22 protein-coding genes are annotated in these 25,239 nt (G+C 35.5%); 10 read left to right on the top strand and 12 right to left on the bottom strand.

The features are described from left to right. Window positions 1-57: 57 nt before the first annotated feature. The 8 genes from AC0NBN_RS05310 to AC0NBN_RS05275 all read right to left on the bottom strand — a co-directional run bounded on the left by AC0NBN_RS05310 (window position 58) and on the right by AC0NBN_RS05275 (window position 9,016). Window positions 58-1,242 (bottom strand): hypothetical protein, encoded by a 1,185-nt coding sequence (locus AC0NBN_RS05310; protein ID WP_160812006.1) that lies wholly within the window; start codon window positions 1,240-1,242, stop codon window positions 58-60. 72 nt (window positions 1,243-1,314) lie between these two features. Further along, on the bottom strand, window positions 1,315-2,148 hold the full coding sequence (locus tag AC0NBN_RS05305; protein ID WP_474467390.1) for a type 1 glutamine amidotransferase: 834 nt from the start codon (window positions 2,146-2,148) through the stop codon (window positions 1,315-1,317). Window positions 2,149-2,180: 32 nt separating this feature from the next. Further along, window positions 2,181-3,299 (bottom strand): carboxylate-amine ligase, encoded by a 1,119-nt coding sequence (locus tag AC0NBN_RS05300; protein WP_160812005.1) that lies wholly within the window; start codon window positions 3,297-3,299, stop codon window positions 2,181-2,183. 30 nt (window positions 3,300-3,329) lie between these two features. Beyond that, window positions 3,330-4,283, bottom strand: coding sequence for an ATP-grasp domain-containing protein (locus tag AC0NBN_RS05295; RefSeq protein WP_160812004.1), 954 nt, complete (start codon window positions 4,281-4,283; stop codon window positions 3,330-3,332). Window positions 4,284-4,321: 38 nt separating this feature from the next. Then, window positions 4,322-5,035 carry an alpha/beta hydrolase-fold protein gene (locus tag AC0NBN_RS05290; RefSeq protein ID WP_160812003.1) on the bottom strand — a complete coding sequence of 238 codons (714 nt, stop codon included), beginning with the start codon at window positions 5,033-5,035 and terminating at the stop codon, window positions 4,322-4,324. A gap of 83 nt (window positions 5,036-5,118) precedes the next feature. Continuing rightward, window positions 5,119-6,330 carry an ATP-grasp domain-containing protein gene (locus tag AC0NBN_RS05285; protein WP_160812002.1) on the bottom strand — a complete coding sequence of 404 codons (1,212 nt, stop codon included), beginning with the start codon at window positions 6,328-6,330 and terminating at the stop codon, window positions 5,119-5,121. 141 nt (window positions 6,331-6,471) lie between these two features. Next, the gene (locus tag AC0NBN_RS05280) at window positions 6,472-7,887 is read right to left on the bottom strand and encodes a M17 family metallopeptidase (RefSeq protein WP_160812001.1); all 1,416 of its coding nucleotides are present in this window, start codon (window positions 7,885-7,887) and stop codon (window positions 6,472-6,474) included. A 7-nt stretch (window positions 7,888-7,894) separates the two neighbouring features. After that, window positions 7,895-9,016, bottom strand: a complete 1,122-nt coding sequence (locus tag AC0NBN_RS05275) for an alpha/beta hydrolase (protein ID WP_143884450.1) — start codon at window positions 9,014-9,016, stop codon at window positions 7,895-7,897. A 169-nt stretch (window positions 9,017-9,185) separates the two neighbouring features. Here AC0NBN_RS05275 and glgB point away from each other — a divergent pair, with 169 nt between their 5' ends. From glgB to apaG, 8 genes are all read left to right on the top strand, one after another. Then, a complete protein-coding gene (glgB, locus tag AC0NBN_RS05270; RefSeq protein ID WP_474467440.1) occupies window positions 9,186-11,132 on the top strand; it encodes a 1,4-alpha-glucan branching protein GlgB in 1,947 nt (648 codons plus the stop codon). A gap of 2 nt (window positions 11,133-11,134) precedes the next feature. After that, window positions 11,135-12,541, top strand: coding sequence for a glycogen/starch synthase (locus tag AC0NBN_RS05265; RefSeq protein WP_160811999.1), 1,407 nt, complete (start codon window positions 11,135-11,137; stop codon window positions 12,539-12,541). A 9-nt stretch (window positions 12,542-12,550) separates the two neighbouring features. Then, a complete protein-coding gene (locus tag AC0NBN_RS05260) occupies window positions 12,551-12,961 on the top strand; it encodes a hypothetical protein (protein WP_160811998.1) in 411 nt (136 codons plus the stop codon). 58 nt (window positions 12,962-13,019) lie between these two features. Beyond that, window positions 13,020-14,288: a glucose-1-phosphate adenylyltransferase gene (locus AC0NBN_RS05255; RefSeq protein WP_143884446.1), complete on the top strand. Its 1,269-nt coding sequence runs from the start codon at window positions 13,020-13,022 to the stop codon at window positions 14,286-14,288. A 181-nt stretch (window positions 14,289-14,469) separates the two neighbouring features. Then, window positions 14,470-15,510: an SRPBCC family protein gene (locus AC0NBN_RS05250; RefSeq protein WP_143884445.1), complete on the top strand. Its 1,041-nt coding sequence runs from the start codon at window positions 14,470-14,472 to the stop codon at window positions 15,508-15,510. A gap of 111 nt (window positions 15,511-15,621) precedes the next feature. After that, complete coding sequence (locus AC0NBN_RS05245) at window positions 15,622-18,438, top strand: 2-oxoglutarate dehydrogenase E1 component (RefSeq protein WP_160811997.1); 2,817 nt, start codon at window positions 15,622-15,624, stop codon at window positions 18,436-18,438. A gap of 86 nt (window positions 18,439-18,524) precedes the next feature. Next, window positions 18,525-19,781, top strand: a complete 1,257-nt coding sequence (gene odhB, locus AC0NBN_RS05240) for a 2-oxoglutarate dehydrogenase complex dihydrolipoyllysine-residue succinyltransferase (protein WP_160811996.1) — start codon at window positions 18,525-18,527, stop codon at window positions 19,779-19,781. Between the two features lie 85 nt (window positions 19,782-19,866). Then, the gene (apaG, locus tag AC0NBN_RS05235; protein ID WP_160811995.1) at window positions 19,867-20,253 is read left to right on the top strand and encodes a Co2+/Mg2+ efflux protein ApaG; all 387 of its coding nucleotides are present in this window, start codon (window positions 19,867-19,869) and stop codon (window positions 20,251-20,253) included. Window position 20,254: 1 nt separating this feature from the next. Here the strand turns inward: apaG and AC0NBN_RS05230 are convergent, their stop codons facing one another. Genes AC0NBN_RS05230 through AC0NBN_RS05220 form a run of 3 tightly spaced genes read right to left on the bottom strand, consistent with a single transcriptional unit; the run spans window position 20,255 to window position 22,700 of the window. Next, the gene (locus AC0NBN_RS05230) at window positions 20,255-20,809 is read right to left on the bottom strand and encodes a 3'-5' exonuclease (protein WP_160811994.1); all 555 of its coding nucleotides are present in this window, start codon (window positions 20,807-20,809) and stop codon (window positions 20,255-20,257) included. Window positions 20,810-20,829: 20 nt separating this feature from the next. Then, window positions 20,830-21,822, bottom strand: a complete 993-nt coding sequence (locus AC0NBN_RS05225) for a glycosyltransferase family 2 protein (protein ID WP_160811993.1) — start codon at window positions 21,820-21,822, stop codon at window positions 20,830-20,832. Next, on the bottom strand, window positions 21,822-22,700 hold the full coding sequence (locus AC0NBN_RS05220; protein ID WP_160811992.1) for a lysophospholipid acyltransferase family protein: 879 nt from the start codon (window positions 22,698-22,700) through the stop codon (window positions 21,822-21,824). The genes AC0NBN_RS05225 and AC0NBN_RS05220 overlap by 1 nt, the downstream gene beginning before the upstream one ends. A gap of 79 nt (window positions 22,701-22,779) precedes the next feature. On the opposite strand from AC0NBN_RS05220, the gene AC0NBN_RS05215 reads away from it, so the two are divergent. Continuing rightward, complete coding sequence (locus tag AC0NBN_RS05215) at window positions 22,780-23,349, top strand: thioredoxin family protein (RefSeq protein ID WP_143884438.1); 570 nt, start codon at window positions 22,780-22,782, stop codon at window positions 23,347-23,349. 57 nt (window positions 23,350-23,406) lie between these two features. Here the strand turns inward: AC0NBN_RS05215 and AC0NBN_RS05210 are convergent, their stop codons facing one another. Beyond that, entirely contained in the window at window positions 23,407-23,883 is a 477-nt protein-coding gene (locus AC0NBN_RS05210) for a DUF7832 domain-containing protein (protein WP_143884437.1), read from the bottom strand. A 101-nt stretch (window positions 23,884-23,984) separates the two neighbouring features. Here AC0NBN_RS05210 and AC0NBN_RS05205 point away from each other — a divergent pair, with 101 nt between their 5' ends. Continuing rightward, complete coding sequence (locus tag AC0NBN_RS05205) at window positions 23,985-25,235, top strand: CinA family nicotinamide mononucleotide deamidase-related protein (RefSeq protein ID WP_143884436.1); 1,251 nt, start codon at window positions 23,985-23,987, stop codon at window positions 25,233-25,235. Window positions 25,236-25,239 lie beyond the last annotated feature (4 nt).

Below are 25,239 nucleotides of genomic sequence, written 5' to 3'. Positions count from 1 at the left end.
AAGTTAAAATTTTCGGCGGCATCGAAGATGCCGCCGAAATTTATTTTCAACATATGATTATTCTTCAGCAAAAAAAGCATTAGAACTTCCGATCCAGATAGCGTCTTTTTTATTGAAATCTACATTTACCATTGCTGCTTTCGTCATTCTTCCGAGATTTTCCAAAAGAACAGGGCGGTCTTCATTTTCTCTCCAAATGTACAATAAACGGATTTCAGCTTTTGAAAATTCACCGTTGATGTCTTCAAAAATCGGTTCGTAGTTTACTTTTCTTTGTAAGATGTAATTTTCTTTATCCTCAATAGCATCAGTAATTTCTGTTGTCGGATTTAGATTGACTCCGCTTCCTGCAAATGAAAATAGAGGTTTCAATACAAAATTTTCAAGATTTTCAGTTTCCGGAAACTCATGCAGAAAGTAACTTTTCGGTACAAACTGATGATTGAGCATGGGTAAAAGAAATTTTGAAATTTTGAAAAACCAGTTAGGATGGGTGATCCACTTTACATCTGCCTCTTCACGAAAATCAAATTCTATTTTAAGATCCGGAATCTTGTCCAGTTCATCAAAAATTACACGGTTATAAATACGTTTGATCTCAGTTTTCTTTCCTTCATTTTCGTAGAAAAGTTTTTTGCCTTCTTTTTTTACTTTAGTAAGGCAAACCGTTTTGATTCCTAAAAGTTTTTCAGTTAAAACAAAATCAATCAACGTTTTTTGTTTTTCGGGAAAAATTTCAAGTAAAATAACATTTTCGGGATTTTCGTCTCCGATGATTAATTCTGTTAAATGTTGTTTCAGTTCTTCCGAAGTCATTCTGTTTTTAATTTCGGAAAGAAAAGGGTAGACTTCACAAAGAGTATCTTCAAAAATTTTCTGAAAAGCATACAAAGAAGGGAAAGCCTGAAGTTCTATCAATTGAGGCTCAATCTTACCGTTCTCGCTTCTGCAGATTCCAAAATCTATGGTGAAAAAATGGGGTTGTCTGGTGTCATTCGGTACTTTACAGTTCTCTGGAATTGCTTTTTCCAGAATACCTTCAGGTAGATTTTTGATTTGGTCGATAATGCTTTCGCTAGCATCCAGAAGTTTGGCTTCAAATTCTTTCGTTAGAAAAAGAGGGCTTTCTGACAGCCGAAATCCTGATTCGATCCCGCTTTTTTCTTTAATTAAATTTTTTACCTTTTCGTATTTTTCCTGAGAAAATTCCTGATTAAACTGTTTTCTGTATTTTGAAATCATATTCTTTTTCTTTTTTGTGATTTAAAAAATCGAGCAGTTATGCTCGATTTTCATTGTTTATTTTTAATTTGTTCAGACTAAAACTTCATTTTTTTTTAAAATATTCTTTTTTGCTGAACGTAAAAATCTCGGTAAAATCTGAGCCTGTGTTAAGACAATCTTATCTTCATCATTCATCCGGTCAACCGTCTCAAGATATTTTTCCATTCCGTAGTTTTCAATCATCGCTTCTTTATTTTTTTCATCCTTGAGATTTTCAATCATTCCAGAAGGGTTTGCTTCAGGATGGAATTGGGTTCCGAAAATCTCATCAGAAAAACGAACTGCCATTACCGCTCTTTCCAGATTGATATGCGGTCTGAATTTTTCAATCGCAACAATCTGCATTCCCAGTTCTTCAAAACGGTCTGCATCCGATTCTATAAACTGATATGCTCTGGAATCTACTGCATAGAAAGGATCCGGAAGGTTTTTAAATAAAAACTCGTTTTTACCTTCTTCGGTTTTATGAACGGGCATCACGCCAAAGGAATAAGATTTTCTTTTGCAGATATTGCCCAATTTCCAATGAATACTTGCCAATTGAAAAGAATGACAAATCAGGAAAAGATATTTTTTGTTTTCGTTTTGAAGATTATGATTATACACAGCATCCAGAAAATCTGCAAACTGATCTTCCCATTCATGACCTTCTCTGTGAGGGTTTCCTGGACCTCCCGAAGAAATAAATATGTCAAAATCTTCTATTGCCGGAATTTCATTTTTGTATCTTACATCAAAAGTCCGGATGGAAATTTCTTCTTTTGACTCTTGCTTAAAAGCTTCCGAAATTTCTTTAATATTTCTAAATCCTTGATTGACATGGTTGTTGTTCATATCCAGCAACGCAATTCTTACCTCTGTCATAATTTTAAAATTTAGGCAAAGTTATTAAAAAATTACAAAGCATTTTCGCTGTGAGTGATTCCGTATTCTGTTTCAGAAATCATATAATCAACTACTTTTTTCAGATCTCCTGTTTCCTGATATACTTTAAGCTGTCTGTCGGCTCCTGTTCCGTTTTCCAGTATTTTCCATGCATATTCTACTTCTTTTCTGCATCCTAAGTCATCTACTACATCATCAATAAACTCAAGAAGTTCTTTCAGCAGATCAGGATAAGGTACAGATTCTTCTTTACCAAAATCTATAAGTTTAGAATGAATACCATCTTTGGAAGCGCGCCATTTGTTTTCATTCAGAAGCAGTCTTCTGTAGCTTCGGAAGCTTAAGTTTTGTTGATGAAGTTTGTAAATTTTTGCGACAAGACTCTGCATGATGGCAGCAAGACATACGGTTTCCTCAATTCTTAAAGGCATATCGCAGATTCTGAACTCAATGGTTGGGTAAAAAGGGTGAACTCTGAGATCCCACCAGATTTTTTTGGCGTTATCAATAGTTCCGGTTTTTACCAAAAGATCTACATAGCTGTCAAACTCAGCCAAAGAGTTGAAAAAACTTGGAATACCCGTTCTTGGAAATTTCACAAAAATTTCCTGACGGTAAGATTTAAATCCCGTATTTCTTCCGATCCAGAAAGGTGAATTTACTGAAAGTGCATAGACATGAGGAAGAAAATAACGCATAACATTCTGAATTCTCACCCCTTCTTCACGATTTGGAATCCCAATGTGAACATGCAACCCGAAAATTAGGTTTCCTCTCGCCACATCACCCATATCATCAACAATTTTATTATATCTTTCGCCATTGGTGATTGTATTGTGTTCCCAATTGGAAAAAGGATGGGTTCCACCTCCGGATACACGCAGTCCCTGTTCGTGTGCGGTTTTAATGAGATGTCTTCTCAGGTTGGTAAGCTCAGCTTTTGCCTCCTGAATATTCTGGCAGATTCCGGTTTCCATCTCAATCATAGATTCGTGCATTTCATGCTTTAAGTTTTCACTTAAAACAGATTTTCCGCCCTCAATGATTTTCGAAACATGAGATATTAAATCGCGGCTTTCAACATCAATAATCTGATATTCTTCCTCAATTCCGATAGTAAACTGATGCATTTTTGTGCTTTTTTTTATGGTCTGATTGAATTATTTAACTGAGTTTTTTACAAATGTTCCCCAAGAGATATTGGGTTTTCCCGGAACATATTCTTTAGCTTTTTCAATAGCTAATTTGGCAGCATACTCTACAATCCATGCGAAATTTTCTTCTCCTACAGAATTTTTGTCAGCATCCGGAGCAGGATTACAGAAATCAATTGCGTAAGGAATGCCATCTCTCACAGCAAATTCTACAGTATTGAAATCATATCCTAAAGCCTGATTCATTTTTATGGTATAGTCATGTATCGTTTTCAACAGTTTTTTTAAATCCTCACCTTCTGTCTGGTGTGTTGTAGCATATCTCAAATGATGCGGATTTCTTGGTTCGTAAGGCATAATATGAACGTATTTCTGTCCTAGACAGTATACTCTGTAATAATCCTGAAAGACGATTTCTTCCTGAACCATCATTACCAGTTGCTCGGTTTCGCTAAGTTTATCCCAAAGATCTTCAGGGTTTTCCACTCTATAAACGCTTTTCCAGCCTCCGCCATCATGCGGTTTCATATACGCCGGAAATCCTACGTAATTAAAAATATAATCCCAGTCATGAGGAAATTTCAGATTTCTGAAAGATGTTTCTGAAGTGTTGGTCGGTCTTTCATGGGAAGGCAGCAATACTGTTTTAGGTAACGGAATTCCCAGTTTTGACATTAATGCATTGTTGAAAAACTTTTCGTCTGCGCTCCACCAAAAAGGATTATTGATCACATAGGTTCCGTTGAGTGCTGCGTTTTTAAGGTATGCTCTGTAAAAAGGAACATCCTGAGAAATCCTGTCGATAATGACTGCATATCCGTAATCTGCGCCTTGCTCAAGTTTATCAATATTTACGGGTTCTGCAATGATTTCTCCGCCACCCATTTCGTTCACTTTATCAATAAATGCCCAGGGAAAAGTATCTTCCATTCCGAATAATATTCCTACTTTCTTTGCCATAATTTTTTATTTTTAATGTTTTTATTTTAAGTTTATTTTTAAGAGAAAAAAGCTTCTATATAATTAGGGAAAGTCATTCTCCACAAAGGCCAGTCGTGGTTGATCCATTTTTTTTCATCATACCAGAAATCTATTCCTTTTGAAGCTAAAATTTCCGCCATTTCAATATTTTTATCTTTACAGATGTCTTCGTCTGAAGTGCTCAGAACAATATGCATATGTTTGTATTTCCATGCTTCATCATTTCTTACAAATTCGCGCGGACAATTAAAATACACCAGCTCATCAGAATATCCGTCCATAAAATTTCTGATGCTGAAAGCCCCCGAAAGACAAAATAAGTGCGACACAACATCAGGAAATCTGAATGCAAAATTAGCCGCATGATAACCACCAAAGCTTGCTCCTGCAACGGCAACTCTGTGTGCCTGATGGAGTTTCTGAATATAAGGAACAAACTCCTGTATTAAGAACTGTACATATTTTTCATAATTTCTTATTCTCTGCTGTGGAGATATTTTTTCGTCATAGAAACTCCATGCATCAATGGTTTGAATGTTATAAAGTTTTACTTTCCCTTGTTCTACAAAATAATTGATGCTGCTGTTAAGGTTAAAGTCATGGTTTTGGGTATATTGTCCCTGTGAAGTCGGAAACATGATGATCGGATAGCCGTAATGTCCCGTAACTTCAATTTTCAGACTTGTTCCAAGGATGTGGGAATAATAATCAGTGTGTTCTATTTTTGGCATATATAGTTTTAATAATATTTGATTTTTAATAACGACAGAATATATTGAAGCACTAAAAAATAATTTTACTAACTTCTAACTTGTTAGCTTGTCGGTTTGTCTTTAGGGGGGATAATATTAAGAAGTTCCGCATGAATTTTCTCCGCAGTAGTATCCAGTCTTTCCTGAACGATATTGGCATCGTTAGATTTGTATACGATCCCGACATGATAATCAATAGGGATAAATTTTACGGCTTCTTCACATTCAAAGTCCTTATAGTTCGGAGATATATCTTTGATTAAGGCAACAATCAAACCGGAATAATAGCCTGTAGGTTTAGCTACTTCGTAATCTTTTCCTTTAAGGAGGGCATCTTCTATTTTTGCCCATTCACGCCAGATATTGATGTTGCTTGAAGCTTCCACAAGATCTGGAATATGTGCTCCGCCTACACGGGACGAAGTCTCAAGGAAATACCATTTTCCGTTTTCTTTACTACGGATAAACTCGGTGTGAGTAGCTCCGTTTTGCAGTCCGAAACTTGATAAAACTTTAGCATTAACTTCGTCCAAAGCCTTAAATTCTTCTGAATATCTTCCTAAGGTTTTAGTTCTGAAAACTCCGCCTTCATGCGAAACCTGCATAGGCGGAGCAAGATATTTTGAAGCTGAAGTAAATACTGTTTTTTTGTTAAAAGTAAGGCTGTCAACATGATAAACATCACCGGGTTTAAAACTTTCTAAAAGAAACAAATGTCTTTCTTCTCCTAGTTCGTCCAATGCTGTCCATAGCTCCTCCTGATTTTTTAATTTTTTTATTCCTGATGCAGAAGCTTCAGATCTTGGCTTTAAAACCCACGGAGCGGGGACTGTTTCAGTAAAATCCCTTACTTCCTGATCATTGAAAATAGCCGTAAACTCAGGAACATTAATTTCCGAATCTTTTGCTTTTTGGCGCATAGCAAGCTTATCCCTGAAATAACGGTGGGTAGTCTGTCCCATTCCAGGAATCCGGAAAGTTTCTCTCACCAAAGCTGCTTTTTCCACATCATAATCATCCAATGCAATAACAGCATCTATTTTGCGGCTTTTCATCAGGTGAGAAAAGCCTTGTACAAGATGATCAAGATTCCATACTGAAGGTTTTATTTCGGGCATATAGAAAACTTCATCTATTGCATGCCACGGCCAGTTTTTTTCTTTTAAATTTTCGGATGTTATCAGGATAATTTTATTGCCGAGATTTTTCATTTCGTCCATAAAATCGTATCCTTTATAATAGCACGAAATACATACGATAGTTTTCTCCTTCATATAGTGATTTTTAAATTTTGTTAAATTTTAAAAAATAAAAGCTTTTATTTATTGATTATTTAATACTAAATTTTAATAATAACTGAGCTTTTGAAAATTTACTAATCAATTATACAGAGAAATTTTGAAAAAAACTAATTTTTAATGATAATTTTCAATTAAATCGGTTAATAATTGCACTCCGTAGCCTGTTGCAGCCTTATCTTTTGCATATACTACATTTCCAAAAGCAACTCCGGCGATGTCAAGATGCGCCCAGTTGGGATGATTTTCTATAAATTGCTCTAAAAATTTTGCTGCGACAATACAATCTCCGATAGGTTTCATTGAAATATTTTTAAAATCTGCAACATCTGATTTGAAATCATCCATCCAAATATCCCAAAGCGGCAGATTCCAAAGTCTTTGGTTGGTTTTATCTCCACTTTTGATCAGAAGGCTTTTTAGGTCATCATTATTGGAAAACATTGCGCCACAAGTATCGCCAAACATTCTTACGGAACTTCCGGTAAGCGTTGCCAAATCAATCAAAACATCAGTTTTGTAATTTTTAACCATATATGATAATCCGTCTGCTAATGTCATTCTGCCTTCTGCATCGGTGTTAAGGACTTCAATGGTTTTACCGTTGTAAGCGGTAATTACATCACTTGGAAGATATGAGTTTTCTGAAACCGCATTATCGGTGATCGGTAAAATAGCTGTAATATTTACCGGAAGCTGCATTTTTGAAGCGTAGATCAATGCTCCTATTACGGCTGTTGCGCCGCCCATATCGGATTTCATGTAATGCATATTGTCGGAAGGTTTAATAGAGATTCCTCCCGTGTCAAATAATACACATTTCCCAACCAGCCCGAAAGTTTTTGCATTTTTTTCTGAAGATTTGTATTCCAGAATAGTAAAGGCGGCATCATAAGCACTTCCCTGATTTACGGCCAAAAAAGCTCCTAGACCAAGTTCTTTACACTTTTTTCTATTGAATACGGTATATTTCAGGTTATTTTTTGCTGCTATATTTTTTAGATAATCGCTAAGTGCTTCAGGTTTTTTAAAATTAGCAGGTTTGTTGAGCCAGTCCTGACAAGCAAACTGACCTTCACAGATTGCAAGTGTTTTTTCTGAAATTTTATCTAGTTTTTTCTGACTCAAGTTTCCGAAATGCAACTCAAAAGAGTCGTTCCAAACGGGATGGTTTTTTTGAAAAGGAAAGTAATAAGTTCCTAAATAAAGTCCTTTGATGAATTCTGCAGCCTGTTTTTCTGAAATGAAATCTGCGCACAAAAGTGTGGAAACAGGTTGGATATTATTTTTCTGTGATTGAGAAAACTTCAAGCCTGCTTGCTGAAACTCAAAATTTTTAAGATCCTCCTTTCCTAATCCAATGAAGTAAGTAACACTGTCTTCACTGGTTTGGATGAAAATTTCATTTTTTTTTCCCGAAAAAAAAAGTGCTGTATTATTATTGTATTTTTTTGAATTACTGCTCCATGATTCTTCAGTAAAAAGCTGGAATATCTGATTGTAATGCTTGTTTATCTTATTGTATAATTTCATTTTGTAGTTATTTTAGTATTTCTTGCTGATGAGGTTTTACTTCTACAGGATTTTCTGTATTATTATAGAAAAGCCATTCTACGGCTCTCGGAAACTCCTGTGACCAGAAAAATTCGCTGTGTGAACCATCGGGATTGATGCTTGTTTTAAATTCAAAATCAAAAAGATTTTTTTCTTCCCATTTTTTAAGATAATTTTCAAAGATTTTGATTCTTTTTACCATTTTCGATCCTTCCTGCTCACCTCCATAAAGATAAATTTTTGTCTTGTAGGGAGTTCTGAAATTCATCATCGGGAAATTATTATTAGGTTCTACCCAAAGCGAAGGTGAGAAAATCAGCAGTTTAGAGTAAACTTCAGGATAAAGAAATCCGCTGTAAATACTTATAAGTCCACCCAAAGAACTTCCGCCGATTCCTGTATTGTCACGATCTTTTTTTGTACGGTAATGCTGGTCTACAAAAGGTTTCAACGTGTCGGTAATAAACCGGATGTATTTTTTTCCTTCAGAACCATTCGCAACATGGTCATTGTCAAAAATATATTCTTTTATACGGTCTTCGCTGCCATGTTCTACGGCAATTACGATGAGATCACCTCTTCCGTATTCAGAGAGAATGGAAAGTTTTTTGTCAATTTCCCAATTTCCGTAAGGGCTGCCTTCATTAAACAAATTTTGAGCATCCTGAAGGTATAGGACTGGATATTTTTTTTCTGATACATAATAATCATACGGTAAAAGCGCCCAGACTTTACGGTATCGATCCAGTTGCGGAATATAAAATTCTTCAGAAATAACTTCAACAATAGGAAAAAACTCATCTTTAAAAGGTCCCCAGTTGAGCCTCCATTTTTCTACAAAATCTGTAGTTTCATTGTCTGTTTTGTTTACTTTTCTGTTTGTTGTGATGTTTCCGTATTTGTCCAGTTCCACATTTTCCCATCCTCCTTTGGTAAATTTATAATCAATAATTTCAGGGAGTCTTTCATTATCTATTTCAATACAGAAAGTGTTGTCTTCCGTTTTTTTCAGCTGATAATCATAATCTTTGGGATTCCAGTTGTTGAAATTTCCGGTTATGAAAACAGGTCTTGCATCATTTTCAGCAGTTGTGAGTATAAACTTCATCTCGTGTTTTATCTGTTATAAACTTATAAAAGTATAAATTTTTTTTAAATAAATGCTTTTAAAATTGACTTAAAAACACATGGGTAAAACTAAAATTTTGTATATATTTGATTGTTATCGCATGATTTTGGAAGATATGATGTTGTGCAGAATGTAAAAACCAATTATGATGAATTTTGTTAAACCTTTTACCCTTTTTACAGATCAGGATATTTATCTCTTTAAAGAAGGTAAACATTATAAACTCTACGAAAAATTCGGGTCGCACTCGGTAGAAAGAGAAGGTGTAAAAGGAGTTTATTTTTCAGTTTGGGCTCCGAATGCTAAAAAAGTTTCTGTTGTAGGCAATTTTAATAACTGGAATCACCGTGAGCATATTCTGTTCCCGAGATGGGACGAATCTGGTATTTGGGAAGGTTTTATTCCTGCGCTAACATGGGGAACGCTGTACAAATATGCGATAGAACATCAGGGGAAAATATTAGAAAAAAGTGATCCTTATGCACTGAGCTGGGAGCAGAACCTACAGGCAGCTTCTATGGTTTCTACCAATTGGTATGAATGGAATGACGCTGAATGGATGGAAAAACGCTGGAAAAAAAACAGTATGGAGTCGCCAATTTCTGTTTACGAAATGCATCTGGGTTCGTGGCTTAGAAACGAAGATAATCCGGAAAAATTTCTTAACTACCGGGATATTGCTTCAAAACTTGTTCCGTATATTAAAGAAATGGGTTTTACTCATGTTGAGTTTATGCCGGTGATGGAATATCCTTATGATCCGAGTTGGGGATATCAGATTACGGGTTTTTTCGCTGCCACTTCACGGTTTGGTTCTCCACAGGATTTAATGTTTTTAATTGATGAGCTTCACAGAAATGATATTGGAGTAATCTTAGATTGGGTGCCTTCACATTTTCCGGGCGATGCCAATGGTTTGCACAGATTCGACGGTTCTTACCTTTATGAGCATGAAGATCCAAGAAAGGGCTTTCATCCCGACTGGAAATCATATATTTTTAATTACGGACGAAATGAGGTAAAATCTTTTCTTATTTCTAATGCGGTTTTCTGGCTGGATCGTTATCATGCAGACGGACTCCGTGTAGATGCTGTAACTTCTATGCTGCATCTGGATTATTCTCGAAATGAAGGAGAATGGGAACCTAATATTTTTGGAGGAAATGTGAATCTTGAAGCTAAAACTTTCCTGCAGGAATTCAATACTGCTGTTTATAAAGAGTTTGGGAATAATATCATGACTATTGCAGAAGAAAGTTCAGATTTTCCGCTGCTTACAAAACCTGTTCATGATGGCGGAGTCGGTTTTGGCATGAAATGGATGATGGGCTGGATGCACGATACACTTTTTTATTTTAAAGAAGATCCCATCAACAGAAAACACCACCATCATAAGCTTACTTTTTCGTCTATATATATGTATAACGAAAATTACATGATTCCTCTTTCTCATGATGAGGTAGTGCACGGAAAAGCGAGTCTGATTTACAAAATGAAAGGTGATGAATGGCAGAAATTTGCTAATCTTCGCGCTTTGTATGTATACATGTTTACGCATCCGGGAGCTAAGCTTCTATTTATGGGCGATGAATTTGGGCAGACCAGCGAATGGAATTTTAAACAAAGTCTGGATTGGCATTTACTGGAATATCCCGTTCATAAAGGTCTGCAGACATTGGTGAAAGATATCAACCATTTGTATCGAAGTGAAACTGCTTTGTTCGAAAATCAGTTTAAAGCCGATGGTTTTGAGTGGATAGAAGCAGACGATACGGATCGTTCTGTTTTTATTTATTTAAGAAAGGGAAAAAAAAGGGATGATGTTTTGATGATTGTCCTGAATCTCACCCCTCAGGTTTTAGATTATACTATCGGAGTTAATAGCGGAACATCGTGGGAGGTGATTCTGAATTCTGATGACAAAAAATATGGCGGCAGCGGTGTAGATGCCCATATTTTTAAGGAGAATCATGAACCCTGGATGAATAGAAATCAATCAATATCTATCAACCTTCCGCCATTGGCAGGAATTGTTTTGAAACAAAAAAAAGATAGAAAGTATAAATTAAACAGAATTAAACAGCATAAAAAATAAAAATGACAATATTTCATCTCAGCACAGAATGTTATCCTGTTGCTAAAGTAGGTGGACTTGCAGACGTTGTAGGAGCACTTCCAAAATATCAGAACAAAATAAAAGATATTGATGCAAAGGTGGTAATGCCTTGGTATAACAAACATTTTGTTTATGATTATGATTTTGAAACTGTTTTTGACGGATTCATTCACCAGGGACCTAATATGCTGCAGGTTCAGGTCTTGAAAGAGCGTACAAATGTTTTAGGATTTGAACTGTATATGGTGAAGATCCCGGGATTGCTTGACCGTGAAAATCCATACGGTTATCAAGATGAAAATTTTCAGTTTCTGGCTTTTCAGCATGGAATTCTGCATTGGCTTTCTGCTATGAAAATCCGTCCCGATGTATTGCATTGTCATGATTACCATACAGGTCTGGTTCCGTTTATGATGGAAAACTGTCGCGAGTTCGATTTTCTGAAGGGGGTAAAAACTATCGGAACCATTCACAATGGAGAATATCAGGGAATGATGAGCTGGGAAATGGCAAGGTATATGCCTTCTTTTGATCAATATAAATGGGGACTTTTAGACTGGAATGGTTTAATTAATCCTTTAGCAAGCATGATTAAATGCTGTCATGCTTTTACGGCAGTTTCTGAAGGTTATCTTGAAGAGCTTTTTGTAAGCTTCAGAGGATTAGAAAGTCTTGTAAGGGAAGAGTTTTCAAAAGCTTTCGGGATTATCAACGGGATTGATACCGATGTCTGGAATCCGCAGAGTGATCCGATGATTGATTTTAATTTTAATATTAAAAATGCACTTAAAATTAAAAGAAAAAACAAAGAAAAACTTTGTAATGAATATGGTCTTAATCCTAACCTTCCCCTTTTTGCATTTATCGGAAGGTTTGCTACCGAAAAAGGGGCAGATTTACTTCCGGATGTAATATGGCGAAGCATCAAGCAAACTTTTGGTGGTTTAAATATTATCGTCTTGGGTTCTGGGAATACTTATCTGGAACAGCAGCTCAAAGAATTAGATTCCGTTTACTCTAATTTTGCATCAGATATTGGCTATAAAGAATATCTTTCCCATAAAATATACGCTTCGGCAGATTTTTTGTTGATGCCTTCACGGGTAGAACCTTGCGGACTCAATCAAATGTACGCCATGAGATACGGAACCGTTCCTGTTGTAAGTTATACAGGAGGTTTGAGAGATACGGTAAAAGATATTTCTACAGGAGGTTCAGGGCTTAATTTCACTTATCCGGGAGTAGATGATATTGTTCATGCGATGAGCAGAGGCCTTCAGATTTACAAAGAAAAAACAAAAATGGATGAATTGGTAATTTCTAACATGAAATTTGATTTTGCATGGGAGAAATCAGCAGAAAAATATATAGCTTTATATAAAAACTAAAACAAATTAATGAGTTCCCGACTTTTGTCTGTTACTGCATTTTTGCTTTTATCCAAAGGATTAATGGCTCAGAATCATAATACGGACAATATGATGCGCACTATGCAGCATCAAAACCGTATGATGATAATTAATGAAGAACAGAGAAGATTTAACAGGTTTATGGCTTCACAGCCACTGATGGCTTCGGAAAAACTGTTGAAATTTTACAATAAATATTTGGATAACCTGAATGAGAAATCAACCAAAGTCCAGTCAGAATTATCGGAACTGAAAATACAGTATGAAAAATCTAAAGAGAAAAAAATACTGAACCAAATAGAAAAGAAAGAACAAAAGCTGGAAAGCCTCAACAAAAGCAAAAAGCTAGCAGAGGACGAAATAGGAAAGCTTGAAGCAAAAAAATTACCGGAAAACTAATAAATAATAATAAACCATATAATAGATTTTAAATCTAGAAGTAAACCACAAATAATTTATGAACCGAAATGTTATTTCAATTGTTTTAGGAGGAGGGAGAGGAACCAGACTTTTTCCATTAACGTATACGAGATCAAAACCTGCTGTGCCGATTGCGGGAAAATACAGATTGGTAGATATTCCAATTTCCAACTGCTTAAATTCAGGATTAAATAAAATTCTTGTATTGACACAGTTTAATTCGGCATCATTAAATTCACATATCAAAAATTCGTATCATTTTGATATTTTCAGCAAAGGTTTTGTGGATATTCTGGCTGCTGAGCAGAATGTTGACAGCGACAGCTGGTTTCAGGGAACTGCGGATGCCGTAAGGCAGTCTATGAAACATTTGGAAAAGTACGATTATGAATATATTTTGATTCTTTCGGGAGATCAGTTATATCAGATGGATTTCAGAGAAATGCTGGATTTTCATATTGAAAAAGGAGGAGATGTAACGATTGCAACGATTCCCGTGAATGCTAAAGATGCAACTGGCTTCGGAATTTTAAAATCTGATGATGAAGGGAATATCACTTCATTTATAGAGAAGCCCGGCTTCGATTCACTAAATGGTCTTCAGTCTGAAGTTTCCGAAAACAACAGAATGCAGGGTAAGGAATACCTTGCTTCGATGGGAATTTATATTTTCACCAAATCCATTCTCAAGAAAATGTTTGAAGAAGGAGCTGGTGATGATTTCGGAAAAGATATTATCCCGAGTTCTATAGGGAAATACACAACTTTGAGCTACCAATACGAAGGTTACTGGACAGACATCGGAACTATAGAGTCTTTCTACGAAGCCAATCTGGATCTTTGTCAGGATTTTCCGCAGTTTAATCTGTTTTCTTCCTCGCCAATTTTTACCCGTGCAAGAATGCTTCCGCCTTCTAAGGTAAATGGTTCTTATGTAAGTAAAGCGGTTTTTGGTGATGGCTGTATAATTTTGGCAGATAAAATAGAAAATTCTGTAATAGGAAACCGTACAAGAATTGATAAAGGAAGTACGATTGTTAATTCCTATATCATGGGAGCCGATTTTTATCAGAATACAACGGAAATTATCAATAACGATAAGAAAGGTCTTCCTAATATGGGAATTGGAAAATACTGTTATATTGAAAAAGCGATTTTAGATAAAAACTGCTACATTGGTGACAATGTAAGAATCATTGGCGGAAAACACCTGCAGGATGGTGACTATGGAACGCATTCTGTGCAGGACGGAATTGTTGTTGTGAAAAAAGGAGCGGTATTAACTCCGGGAACACATATAGGATAAAGGCAGGAAGCTTAATGCTGAAAGCTGGGTGCTGTGAGAAATAATGATTTTATTTTAATTATTAAAAAATTTTACAGCCGAATCTTAAGCATCCAACATCAAATTTCTATCACCCAACAAAAATAAAAAACAAGAGTGATCATATATTGGTCACTTTTTTTATTTGTATTACTTTTGTGCGATGCGTTTTATCAAAATTACAACGGTTATTATAGCTTTGCTGATAGGAGTTTATGCAGCTTCTATGTATTTTTTTGTGGATGAAAGCAAGAAATTTACAATTGAAAAAGAAATTGATTTTCCATTGGAAAAAGTTTTTAATCAGTTTGATAATCTTCAGAATTTTACCCGCTGGAACAATTTTTTTGCAAGCTCAAAAAATATCGTAATAGATTATTATCTCCCTTATGAGGGACAGGGAAGTGCGATAAGCTACAATGATCCTACAAGTAAAGACGGAGGTGAAATGTTTATCAGATATTCAAATCCTAATAAGACTTTGAGGTATCAGCTTTTTGAAGATGAAGACGAAAATCCAACATTGATAGATGTTAAATTTACTCCGATTTCCACCGAAAAGACAAAAATAACCTGGTTTGTGCATACTCCAAAACTGCCGCTTTTGTCAAGAGCTCAGAATTTTTGGACAGAAGATAAATTTGCCGATAATATTGATAAAAGTATGCTCAACCTAAAGAATGTTCTGAGCAATAAAGTTGAAAAAGACAATATGCTTGCTACCATCAAATACGACAGTGTGATGGTGGAAAAAGAAGATGAAAAAATGATTCTGGGTGTCAATGTCAGTACTTCAAATAAAAAAGATGCTTTGTATAAAAACATCGTCATGAATTTTAATAAAGTCAACAACTTTGTGACGATGGATCTTGGTAAGAAAAATGATGAAATAGGGTATCCTGTTCTCATTACAGATGCAGACAATTTCAAAGATAAGGAGGTTTCTTATTTTCTGGGAATCCCGTTGTCTAAAAAAATCGGAATCACCGACAATAACTTCAGCTTCAGATCTGTAAGTCCAACCCAAAATTATGTGATTTATTATAAAGGATCTTATGAAGGAAGAATAAAAGCGATCCAGCAGCTCATTCAGCAGGCTAAGAAAGACGAGATGAGATTTGGTGATGTTTATCAGACTTTTATAGAATCTCCATCCGAAGGAAATGCAGTCAATATGAAACTTTCATTATCGGTTTACAAATAAAATCCGGACAAAAAAATTCAATATTATTTTTGTCATTCCCAAGTCGGTTTTTTTTATTAAATTTGAGGATTAATACGTTAAACAAAATTTAATAATAGATAAACTGTAATAATGGACAGATTTTCATTCCTAAACGCAGCTCATTCTCAATTAATTGAGGATTTATACCAACAATATTTAAAATTTCCTGACTCTTTAGAACCATCATGGAAAGCCTTTTTTCAAGGGTTTGATTTTGCACTGGAAAACTACGGCGACGATGAAAGCATCCAGTACGTACAAAATACGGGAAATTCTGCACCGGTGGTACAGCAGGTATCTCAGGCTGCATCTAATGGTGAAATTCCTGATCATATCAAAAAAGAATTTAAGGTAGTAAACCTTATCGAAGCATACAGAACAAGAGGTCATTTGTTTACCAAAACAAATCCCGTTCGAGAAAGAAGACATTATACTCCGACTTTAGATATCGAAAATTTTGGATTAAGCAGTGCAGATCTGAATACAAAATTCAACTGCGCTACTGAAACAGGGATGAAAGAACCATCAACGCTTCAGGATATTATCACTCACCTGCAGAATATTTACTGTGATTCAATCGGGGTAGAATATATGCATATCAACAATGTTGAAGAGAAAGATTTTATCAAAAAGTGGATTCAGGTAAATGAAAATCATCCAGTACTTAATGCCAATGAAAAAACTGAAATTTTATTAAAATTAAATCAGGCAGTTGCGTTTGAAAACTATCTGCATACAAAGTTTGTCGGACAAAAAAGATTTTCACTAGAAGGTGGAGAAACTTTGATTCCAGCATTGGATCAACTTATTTCCAAGTCTTCTATGCTGGGAGTGGATGAGGTTGTACTAGGAATGGCTCACAGAGGAAGGCTAAATGTATTGACAAACATTTTCGGTAAATCTTACAAACAGATTTTCTCAGAATTTGAAGGAAAAGAATTTGAAGAAGATGTGTTTTCAGGTGATGTGAAATACCATTTAGGTTCATCCAAAATAGTTAAAACAGCTTCAGGAGAAGAGGTTTCTATCAATTTAACACCGAATCCGTCTCACCTTGAGACCGTTGCAGCTCTAGTGGAAGGAATCTGCCGTGCAAAAGTAGATGATAAATACAAAGGAGATTATTCTAAGATATTACCGATCGTTATTCACGGTGACGGAGCAATTGCAGGACAGGGAATTGCTTATGAAGTAGCTCAGATGATGACATTGGAAGGCTATAAAACGGGCGGAACTGTTCATATCGTAGTAAATAATCAGGTGTCGTTTACAACTAATTACATGGATGCAAGGTCTTCTACCTATTGTACGGATATTGCAAAAGTAACAGAATCTCCTGTAATGCATGTAAATGCAGACGATGCAGAAGCGGTAGTTCATGCTATTCATTTTGCGGCTGATTTCAGAGCGAAGTTCGGAAAAGACGTGTATATTGATTTATTAGGATATAGAAAATATGGACATAATGAAGGTGATGAGCCAAGATTTACACAGCCTAATTTATATAAACTGATTTCCAAACATCCGAATCCAAGAGAAATTTACAAAGAAAAGCTCCTGAAAGACAGCATTACGTCTAATGATGTGATCGCAAAAATGGAGACAGAATTTAAAGCTCTTTTAGATGAGAACTTCGATGCATCAAAAGAAATTGAGAAAAATGTGATGGATGTTTTCATGGCAGAAGACTGGACGAATTTTCCGATTGCTAAAAGAGGAGCAGTACTAGAACCTGTTGATACAAAATACAATCTTGACAAGCTGAAAGAATTGGCAATTAAGATGTCTACACTTCCGGCAGATAAAAAGTTTATCAATAAAATTACCAGACTTTTTGAAAACAGAATAAAAGCAATTGAAGCCAATAATCTAGACTGGGCTATAGGAGAATGGCTGGCTTATGCAACACTTTTGGTAGAAGGTCATAATATAAGAATTTCTGGGGAAGATGTAGAGAGAGGAACATTTTCTCACAGACACGCTGTCGTAAAAACTGAAGATTCAGAAGAAGAGTACATTCCGTTAAGACATGTATCTGAAAGCAGATTTGATGTTTATAATTCTCATCTCTCCGAATATGGAGTTTTAGGGTTTGATTACGGTTATGCCATGGCGTCGCCAAATACACTTACGATCTGGGAAGCTCAGTTTGGAGATTTTGTGAACGGAGCTCAGATTATTGTCGATCAATATTTAGCAGCAGCAGAAGAGAAATGGAAGATTCAGGACGGTTTGGTTATGCTTTTGCCGCACGGTTCGGAAGGACAGGGAGCAGAGCACTCATCTGCAAGACTTGAACGATTTTTAACGCTTTGCGCCAACGAAAATATGGTGGTTGCCAATGTTACTTCTCCGGCAAACTATTTTCACTTACTGAGAAGGCAGTTAAAATGGTCATTCAGAAAACCTTTAATTGTAATGAGTCCGAAATCTTTGCTTAGACATCCTAAAGTAGTTTCTCCGCTTGAAGATTTTGCAAATGGAAGTTTCCAGCCTGTTTTGGATGATCCAAACGCAGATCCTAAGAAAATAGAAAAATTAGTGCTTTGTTCAGGTAAATTATACTTTGAACTTTTAGCTAAGCAGGAAGAGTTAAATTGCGAAAATATTGCAATAGTAAGACTTGAGCAGCTGTATCCTTTACAAAATGATGCAATAGAAGAGATCTTTACGAAGTATAATCATGTAAAATCAATTATCTGGGCACAAGAGGAACCGGAAAATATGGGAGCATGGTCTTATATTCTTAGAAACTTCAGAGATACAGGAATTCAGGTAGTTGCTCCGGTTCCAAGCGGTGCACCTGCTCCGGGAAGTCATAAAATGTTTGAGAAAAATCAGAATTTAGTGATCAATCGAGTATTTGACAGAGATGACGCTCCTGCAAAAAGACCTGTTACAGCTTAATAATTAGAAGGTAGAAATTAGAGGTTAATCTTTTATCTTTTCCTTAAAGTTCAAAAAAATAAAATTAAAAAAATAAAAAATACGATATGTCAGTTTTAGAAATGAAAGTTCCTTCACCGGGCGAATCAATCACAGAAGTTGAAATTGCAACCTGGCTTGTAAAAGATGGTGATTATGTTGAAAAAGATCAACCCATCGCTGAAGTAGATTCAGATAAAGCAACTCTTGAATTGCCTGCTGAAGAAAGTGGTGTAATTACTTTAAAAGCTGAAGAAGGTGATGTTGTACAGGTAGGGCAAGTGGTTTGTTTAATCGACAGAGATGCTGCAAAACCGGCAGAAAGTTCAACTCCTGCAGCTGAAGAAGCTCCAAAACAGGAAACGGCTCCGAAAGCTGCTGAATCTGCAAAGGAAGAAACTCCAAAACCTGCTGCAGCAACCGCAACTCAAACGTACGCTACAGGAACTCCTTCTCCTGCTGCTAAAAAAATTCTTGATGAAAAGGGAATTGATGCCACTCAGGTTTCTGGTTCCGGAAGAGATGGAAGAATTTCTAAATCTGATGCAGAATTAGCTGCTGTTCCTGCATTAGGAGGAAATCCGATGACGGCAACAGGTTCTAGATCTACTACCACTACTAAGCTTTCAGTTCTTAGAAGAAAAATTGCTCAGAGATTGGTTTCTGTAAAGAACGAAACTGCAATGCTGACGACTTTCAACGAAGTTGACATGTCTGAAATCTTCAGATTGAGAAAGCAATATAAAGAAGAATTTGCCCAAAGACATGGAGTAGGACTTGGTTTCATGTCATTCTTTACAAAAGCAGTAACAAGAGCATTACAGATGTATCCGGATGTAAATGCATCAATTGATGGTGACTTTAAAGTAAATTATGACTTCTGCGATATTTCAATTGCGGTTTCCGGTCCGAAAGGATTAATGGTTCCGGTTTTGAGAAATGCAGAAAATATGTCTTTTGCAAGTGTTGAGGCTAATATCAAAGATTTGGCTACAAAAGTAAGAGACGGTAAAATCACGGTTGACGAAATGACAGGCGGAACCTTTACGATTACCAATGGTGGTACATTCGGTTCTATGATGTCTACACCAATTATCAATCCTCCTCAATCTGCTATCTTAGGTATGCACAATATTATCCAAAGACCGGTTGCGGTTGACGGGCAGGTGGTAATTCGTCCAATGATGTACGTTGCGATGTCTTATGATCACAGAATTATTGACGGTAAAGAATCTGTAGGATTCCTTGTTGCAGTAAAAGAAGCGATTGACAATCCTGTAGGAATTTTGATGAACGGTGACGAAAGAAAAGGTCTAGGTTTATAATAGATTATTTCTTTTATTATTATTTAATATAGTCTCGCCCTTAAAAAGGCGAGATTTTTGTATCTTTTACCTCAAATTGAATGAGATGTTTTCTAAAATTACTTCGAATATAGTGGTTTCGGTAGTTCCTGAATATGATATCAAAAACAGTTATCCATCAGAAAACCGTTTCGTTTTTAAATACAATATTATTATTGAGAATAAAGGAGATTTCCCTATTAAAGTTCTCAAGAGAAAGTGGCTTATTTTTGATGTAGGCTTCGGTTTTACTGAAGTTGTAGGTGATGGTGTCATAGGACTAACTCCAGATATAGAACCTGATGCGGATTTTGCTTACTTTTCTAATGTAATGCTTCGTTCCGGAGTCGGGAATATGTCGGGTAAATACCTTGTGAAAAATATGGAAACAGACGAAACTTTTGAAATTGATATTCCTAAATTTGATCTTCTCTCGGAAGTATTGAGCAACTGATCTAAATGGATTTAATTTTCCCTTTCATAAAGTCGGATATCTCTTCATTGGTTGTCAGAAATAGCTTCTCAAAAGCTAAAAGAGAGATTTTTGCGCATGCTTCTGCGTCATCTCCGGCTCTGTGGTGTTTAAATTGAATGTTATGGTACTCTGCTAAATGTTTTAATCCATATCTGGGTAAATAGTTCCATGATTTTTTGGCAAGCTGAATGCTGCATAAGTAATTAATTTTAGGAGCAAAAATTCCAAAATGATTGAAACATCCTTTTAACACTCCTGCATCAAAACTCGCATTGTGAGCAATCATTAAAGTTCCGTACATCATCTCTTCAACTTCGTACCATATATCCTCAAAAGTGGGAGCATCTTTTACATCATCAGGATAAATACCGTGTACATCAATATTTCTCTGATGAAAATATGGAAAACTGGGTGGTTTAATAAGCCATGTTTTTGTTTCAACGACAGCAGAATTCTGAACTACGCAAATACCCAGTTCGCACGCAGAATTTCTCTCGTGTGTTGCTGTTTCAAAATCTAATGCACAAAAATCCATGTTCGGGTTGATATAAGTTTTTAAACTGTATTATTTCGCAAAAAATGCCTGAAGATAAGCCATTTAGACTGATAGAAATTTGCAATTTGCTTTTTTTGACGGCGTTTAATCGTTCCAGGAATATGGATGTAAAATCCGTAATGGGCTCTTGCTACCGCCCAGAAATGAGCAATTCCGTATTTATATCCAAAATAAAAAGAGGCGGCACCATCTAATATCATTCTGAAAAAAATGACTTGTAGAAGTTTAGGAAAAGGCATATTTTTCAGCATCATGGAAAGATTGTTTCTCATATTAAGAAAAGTCTTTCGGGCGCTTTGTTTGTTTAAAGTTCCTCCACCAATATGGTAAACTTTTGATTTTCCAGTATAGTATATTTTTTTTCCAGAGTTAATTAATCTCCAGCAAAGATCTATTTCTTCCTGATGGGCAAAAAATCTCTCATCAAAGCCATTTTGGTTCCAAAAATCTATTGAGCGGATAAAAAGACAACATCCTGAAGCCCAAAAAATTTCTGTTTCATCATCATATTGTCCCAAATCTTCTTCTACATCATCGAAAATTCTTCCTCTGCAGTAAGGATAGCCCAGATTGTCAATCAATCCGCCTGCTGCGCCTGCAAACTCAAACTTACTTTTGTCTTCGTAGGATAAAATTTTAGGCTGAATTGCTGCAATGGAAGTGTTTTGCTCAAATAAATTTAAGACTGGCATAATCCAGTTTTCAGTAACTTCCACATCAGAGTTCAGAAGACAGTAATATTCAGCATCAATTTTTTTTAAACCTTCATTGTAACCGCCTGCAAATCCTAAATTTTTATTATTAATAACAATTTGTACGGTAGGAAATTCTTTATGTAATAATCCAACGGAATCATCGGTTGATTGATTATCAATAACATATATGTCTGCTTCCGAAGAATGATTAATTACACTAGGAAGAAATTTCTGAAGCCAGTTTTTACCATTCCAGTTTAAAATGACAACGGCAATTTTTTGATATTTTTGTGTCATTATTCTTCGTCATAAGTTTTTATAGCATCCTGATATTTCCATTTTCGGTGAGACCAAAGGTAATTGTCTGGATTTTTATGGATCGTGTTTTCCAGCAAATGATGGAATTTTTTTACCACTTCGTTATTGACGAATTTCTCACCATCCGGATATATTCTGTGATAATTGACCTGATAAAAACCTCTTTTTACTTTTTTCATTTCGCAGTAGATGAAAACCAAATCCATTCTTGTTGCCAGTTTATCATAACCAATGAAAACAGGAGTTCTCTGATTGAGGAACTTCAGACCATAATTTACACTTGTCACATACGGTGTCTGATCTGCAACAAACATATAAACAGACTCGCCATCATTTTTTTTGCGAAAAATATTGATGATAACTTCATTAGCTTCCAGCGCTTCGTTTCCAAATTTGTTACGCACTTTTTTCATTTGATTTTCCCAAAAACTGCTGTTTACCTTTCTGTAAACGGGATGTGTGTTTTTTTGCGGAGTTAAAGTTGCAAGTGCGTTGATCCATTCCCAATTGAAAACGTGACCGGCAAGAAGGATAACATTCTTTCCTTCGGCTTTTGCATCATGGAAAATCTGCTGATTGATATGCTGCATCCGCACACGCGATTCAGTTTGGGAAATACTGAAAGACTTTATCGTTTCTACCAGATAATCAGAAAAATTAAGATAAAATTTCTTTCTTATTTCTTTTATTTCTTCATCAGATTTTTCCGGAAATGAATTTTTTAAATTTTGAGTAATGACCTTTTTTCGGTATCCCACAATATAAAAATTCAGGAAGAAAATGATGTCCGAAAAAATATATAATATTCTTAAGGGCAATTTAGAAATCAGGTAAAGTATTTTGATCAGAAAATTCATAAAACAGACAAATTTAGTGATAAAATTATTATGGTTTTAAATTTGCTTATAATTACACTTATTTTTTTATTTTTATAGTATGAAAAAATTGTTTTTAACAGCGTTTTTGGGTCTGGGAATCTTTACTTATTCTCAGCAATTAAAAGACACGACAGATAAGAAGGAAACTGATAAGGCTTTATTGATAAAAACGGAACATGCAGAACTTGAAGCCAAGAAAAAAGCGGCTGAAGAAAAAGTGAAATTACCCAAGCCTTACAATCCGAAAGCTGACGCAGAAAAAGATCTGGAAAATCTTATAGCAAAAGCAAAAAAAGAGAAAAAGAACATTATGATACAGGCAGGAGGAAACTGGTGTATCTGGTGCCTTAGGTTTAACCAATTTGTGCAGACCAATGCTGAACTGAAAGAAATGGTAGATGCTAATTTTTTATATTATCATCTAAACTATTCGCCGGAAAACAAAAATGAAAAGGTTTTTGAAAAATTTGGCAATCCGGGTGAAAAATTTGGCTATCCTGTTTTTATAGTTCTTGATGAGAGCGGAAAGTTGCTTCATATACAGCAAAGCGATGTTCTGGAGGAAAACAAAGGCTATAGTTTGGATAAAGTAAAAGATTTTTTTGAACAATGGACTGTAAGAAAATAAGCCTGTCTTATTGCAGTAAAAAAAGAAGATCCGGTCTGCATAAAGTAGATCGGATTTTTAATTCAGATTTTTATAAACCTTCCATTCTTCAAAACGGTAATCAATCATCTGCCGCATCAAAAAGTAGTTTTCATGGGTGTCTTCTATATGATAAAAACTTTTGTAAGATTCTCCATTTTGTTCTGCTTTTGTATCAAAAAGATTGATATAATCATCAGCAAAAGAACTGTATTGATTTCCAAAATCGGTATCGTCTGCATAGTAATCTTTGGCAAAACTGTTTCCGAATTTATTCAGATCAGATTCTGACAATTTTCCATCCATTGCTGTAAGGATAAATTCTGCTCCGGTGATCTTTCTCTGGATTAATTTTTCAATTTCATTGGCAGTTCTTTCTTTTAGGCTATCCGAGATCAGATTGTTTTCCATGCACCAGCTCAGAAACATTCCTATGTGTGTGGCGCAGTTTTTACGAGGCACATCTTCAGGGAAATTTTCTCCGGAATGCCATGAAGCATCATCATATTTTAGCATAAATAATTATAATAATTGTCTGTTGCATCCAAAGATATAAAAAATCATTTTCTTTTGTCTGCAAAGAAGAAATTTACGTCATTTGCATATAAAATTAATGTATGAAAAGTGCCGTACTTATTACCATCGGAGACGAAATTCTTTCAGGAAACACCATTGATACCAATTCCAATTTTATCGCTACAGAGCTCAAAAATATAGGAATAAAAGTGGTACAGATTTTTACTATTTCCGATGAAATACAAATAATAAAAAATACCCTTAAATCGGCATTTGAACTTGCTGATCTGGTGATCACAACAGGCGGTTTGGGTCCGACAAGAGATGATAAAACAAAAAAAGCACTGGCAGATTTTTTTGATGATGAAATTGCGCTGGATGAGGTTACTTTTGAACACCTTAAGGCTTACATGGAAAAGCGTGGAAGAACAGAAATTTTAGAAAGAAACCGCGAACAGGCTTTTGTGCCTACAAAATGTACGGTTTTTCAGAATCATTATGGTACAGCTCCGTGTATGATGATGCCCAACGGAAATAAGCTGTCTTTCAGTTTGCCGGGAGTTCCTTATGAAGTAAAACCTTTAATTAAGGATCAGATTATTCCTTATTTAAAGCAAAAATTCAGTTTAGAATATATTGTTGCAAGAATAGTGTCTGTAGTTGGGATTCCTGAAAGTATTCTGGCAGATAGGATTGAAAACTGGGAATTGCAGCTTCCGGATAATATGGCATTATCTTATCTTCCAATCGGAACCCGGGTAAAACTAAAGCTTACTGCAAGCGGTGAGAACGAACAGTTTCTACAAATTCAGCTGGAAAATCAAATTCAAAAGTTATTTCCGATCATCGGTGACCATATTATTGCAACAAAGGAAGATAAAATAGAGAAAATTCTGGCTGAAATTTTAAACGAAAAGAAAATGGCTATTTCTACCGCAGAAAGCTGTACGGGTGGAGAACTGGCAAAAATGCTTACTTCAAATCCCGGAAGTTCCCAATTTTTTACAGGGGGAATTGTTACTTATGCTACAGAAATGAAAATCAAGACTCTTAATGTGTCTGAAAGTACAATAGAAAGATTTACAGTGGTAAGCGAAGAGGTAGCAAGAGAAATGTCAGAAGGCTGCCAAAAACTTTTTCAGACAGATATTGCTCTTTCTACTACGGGGGTTGCCGGTCCTGGTAAAGGTGAAGACGGTAAAGAGGTAGGAACGGTTTATTATTCTATAAGAGTCAAAAATGATTCTCAAACCTTCAAACTTTTTCTTCCATATTTGGAAAGACAGGATTTTGCTTATTTTGTTTCTCAGAAAATTATTCAGGATTTAGTCGGGATTTTAATTGAAAAATAATTTG

Source organism: Chryseobacterium sp. L12, from assembly GCF_056133985.1.
The sequence above is the reverse complement of the archived record's forward strand: the minus strand, read 5'-3'. Positions and strand labels throughout refer to the sequence as shown.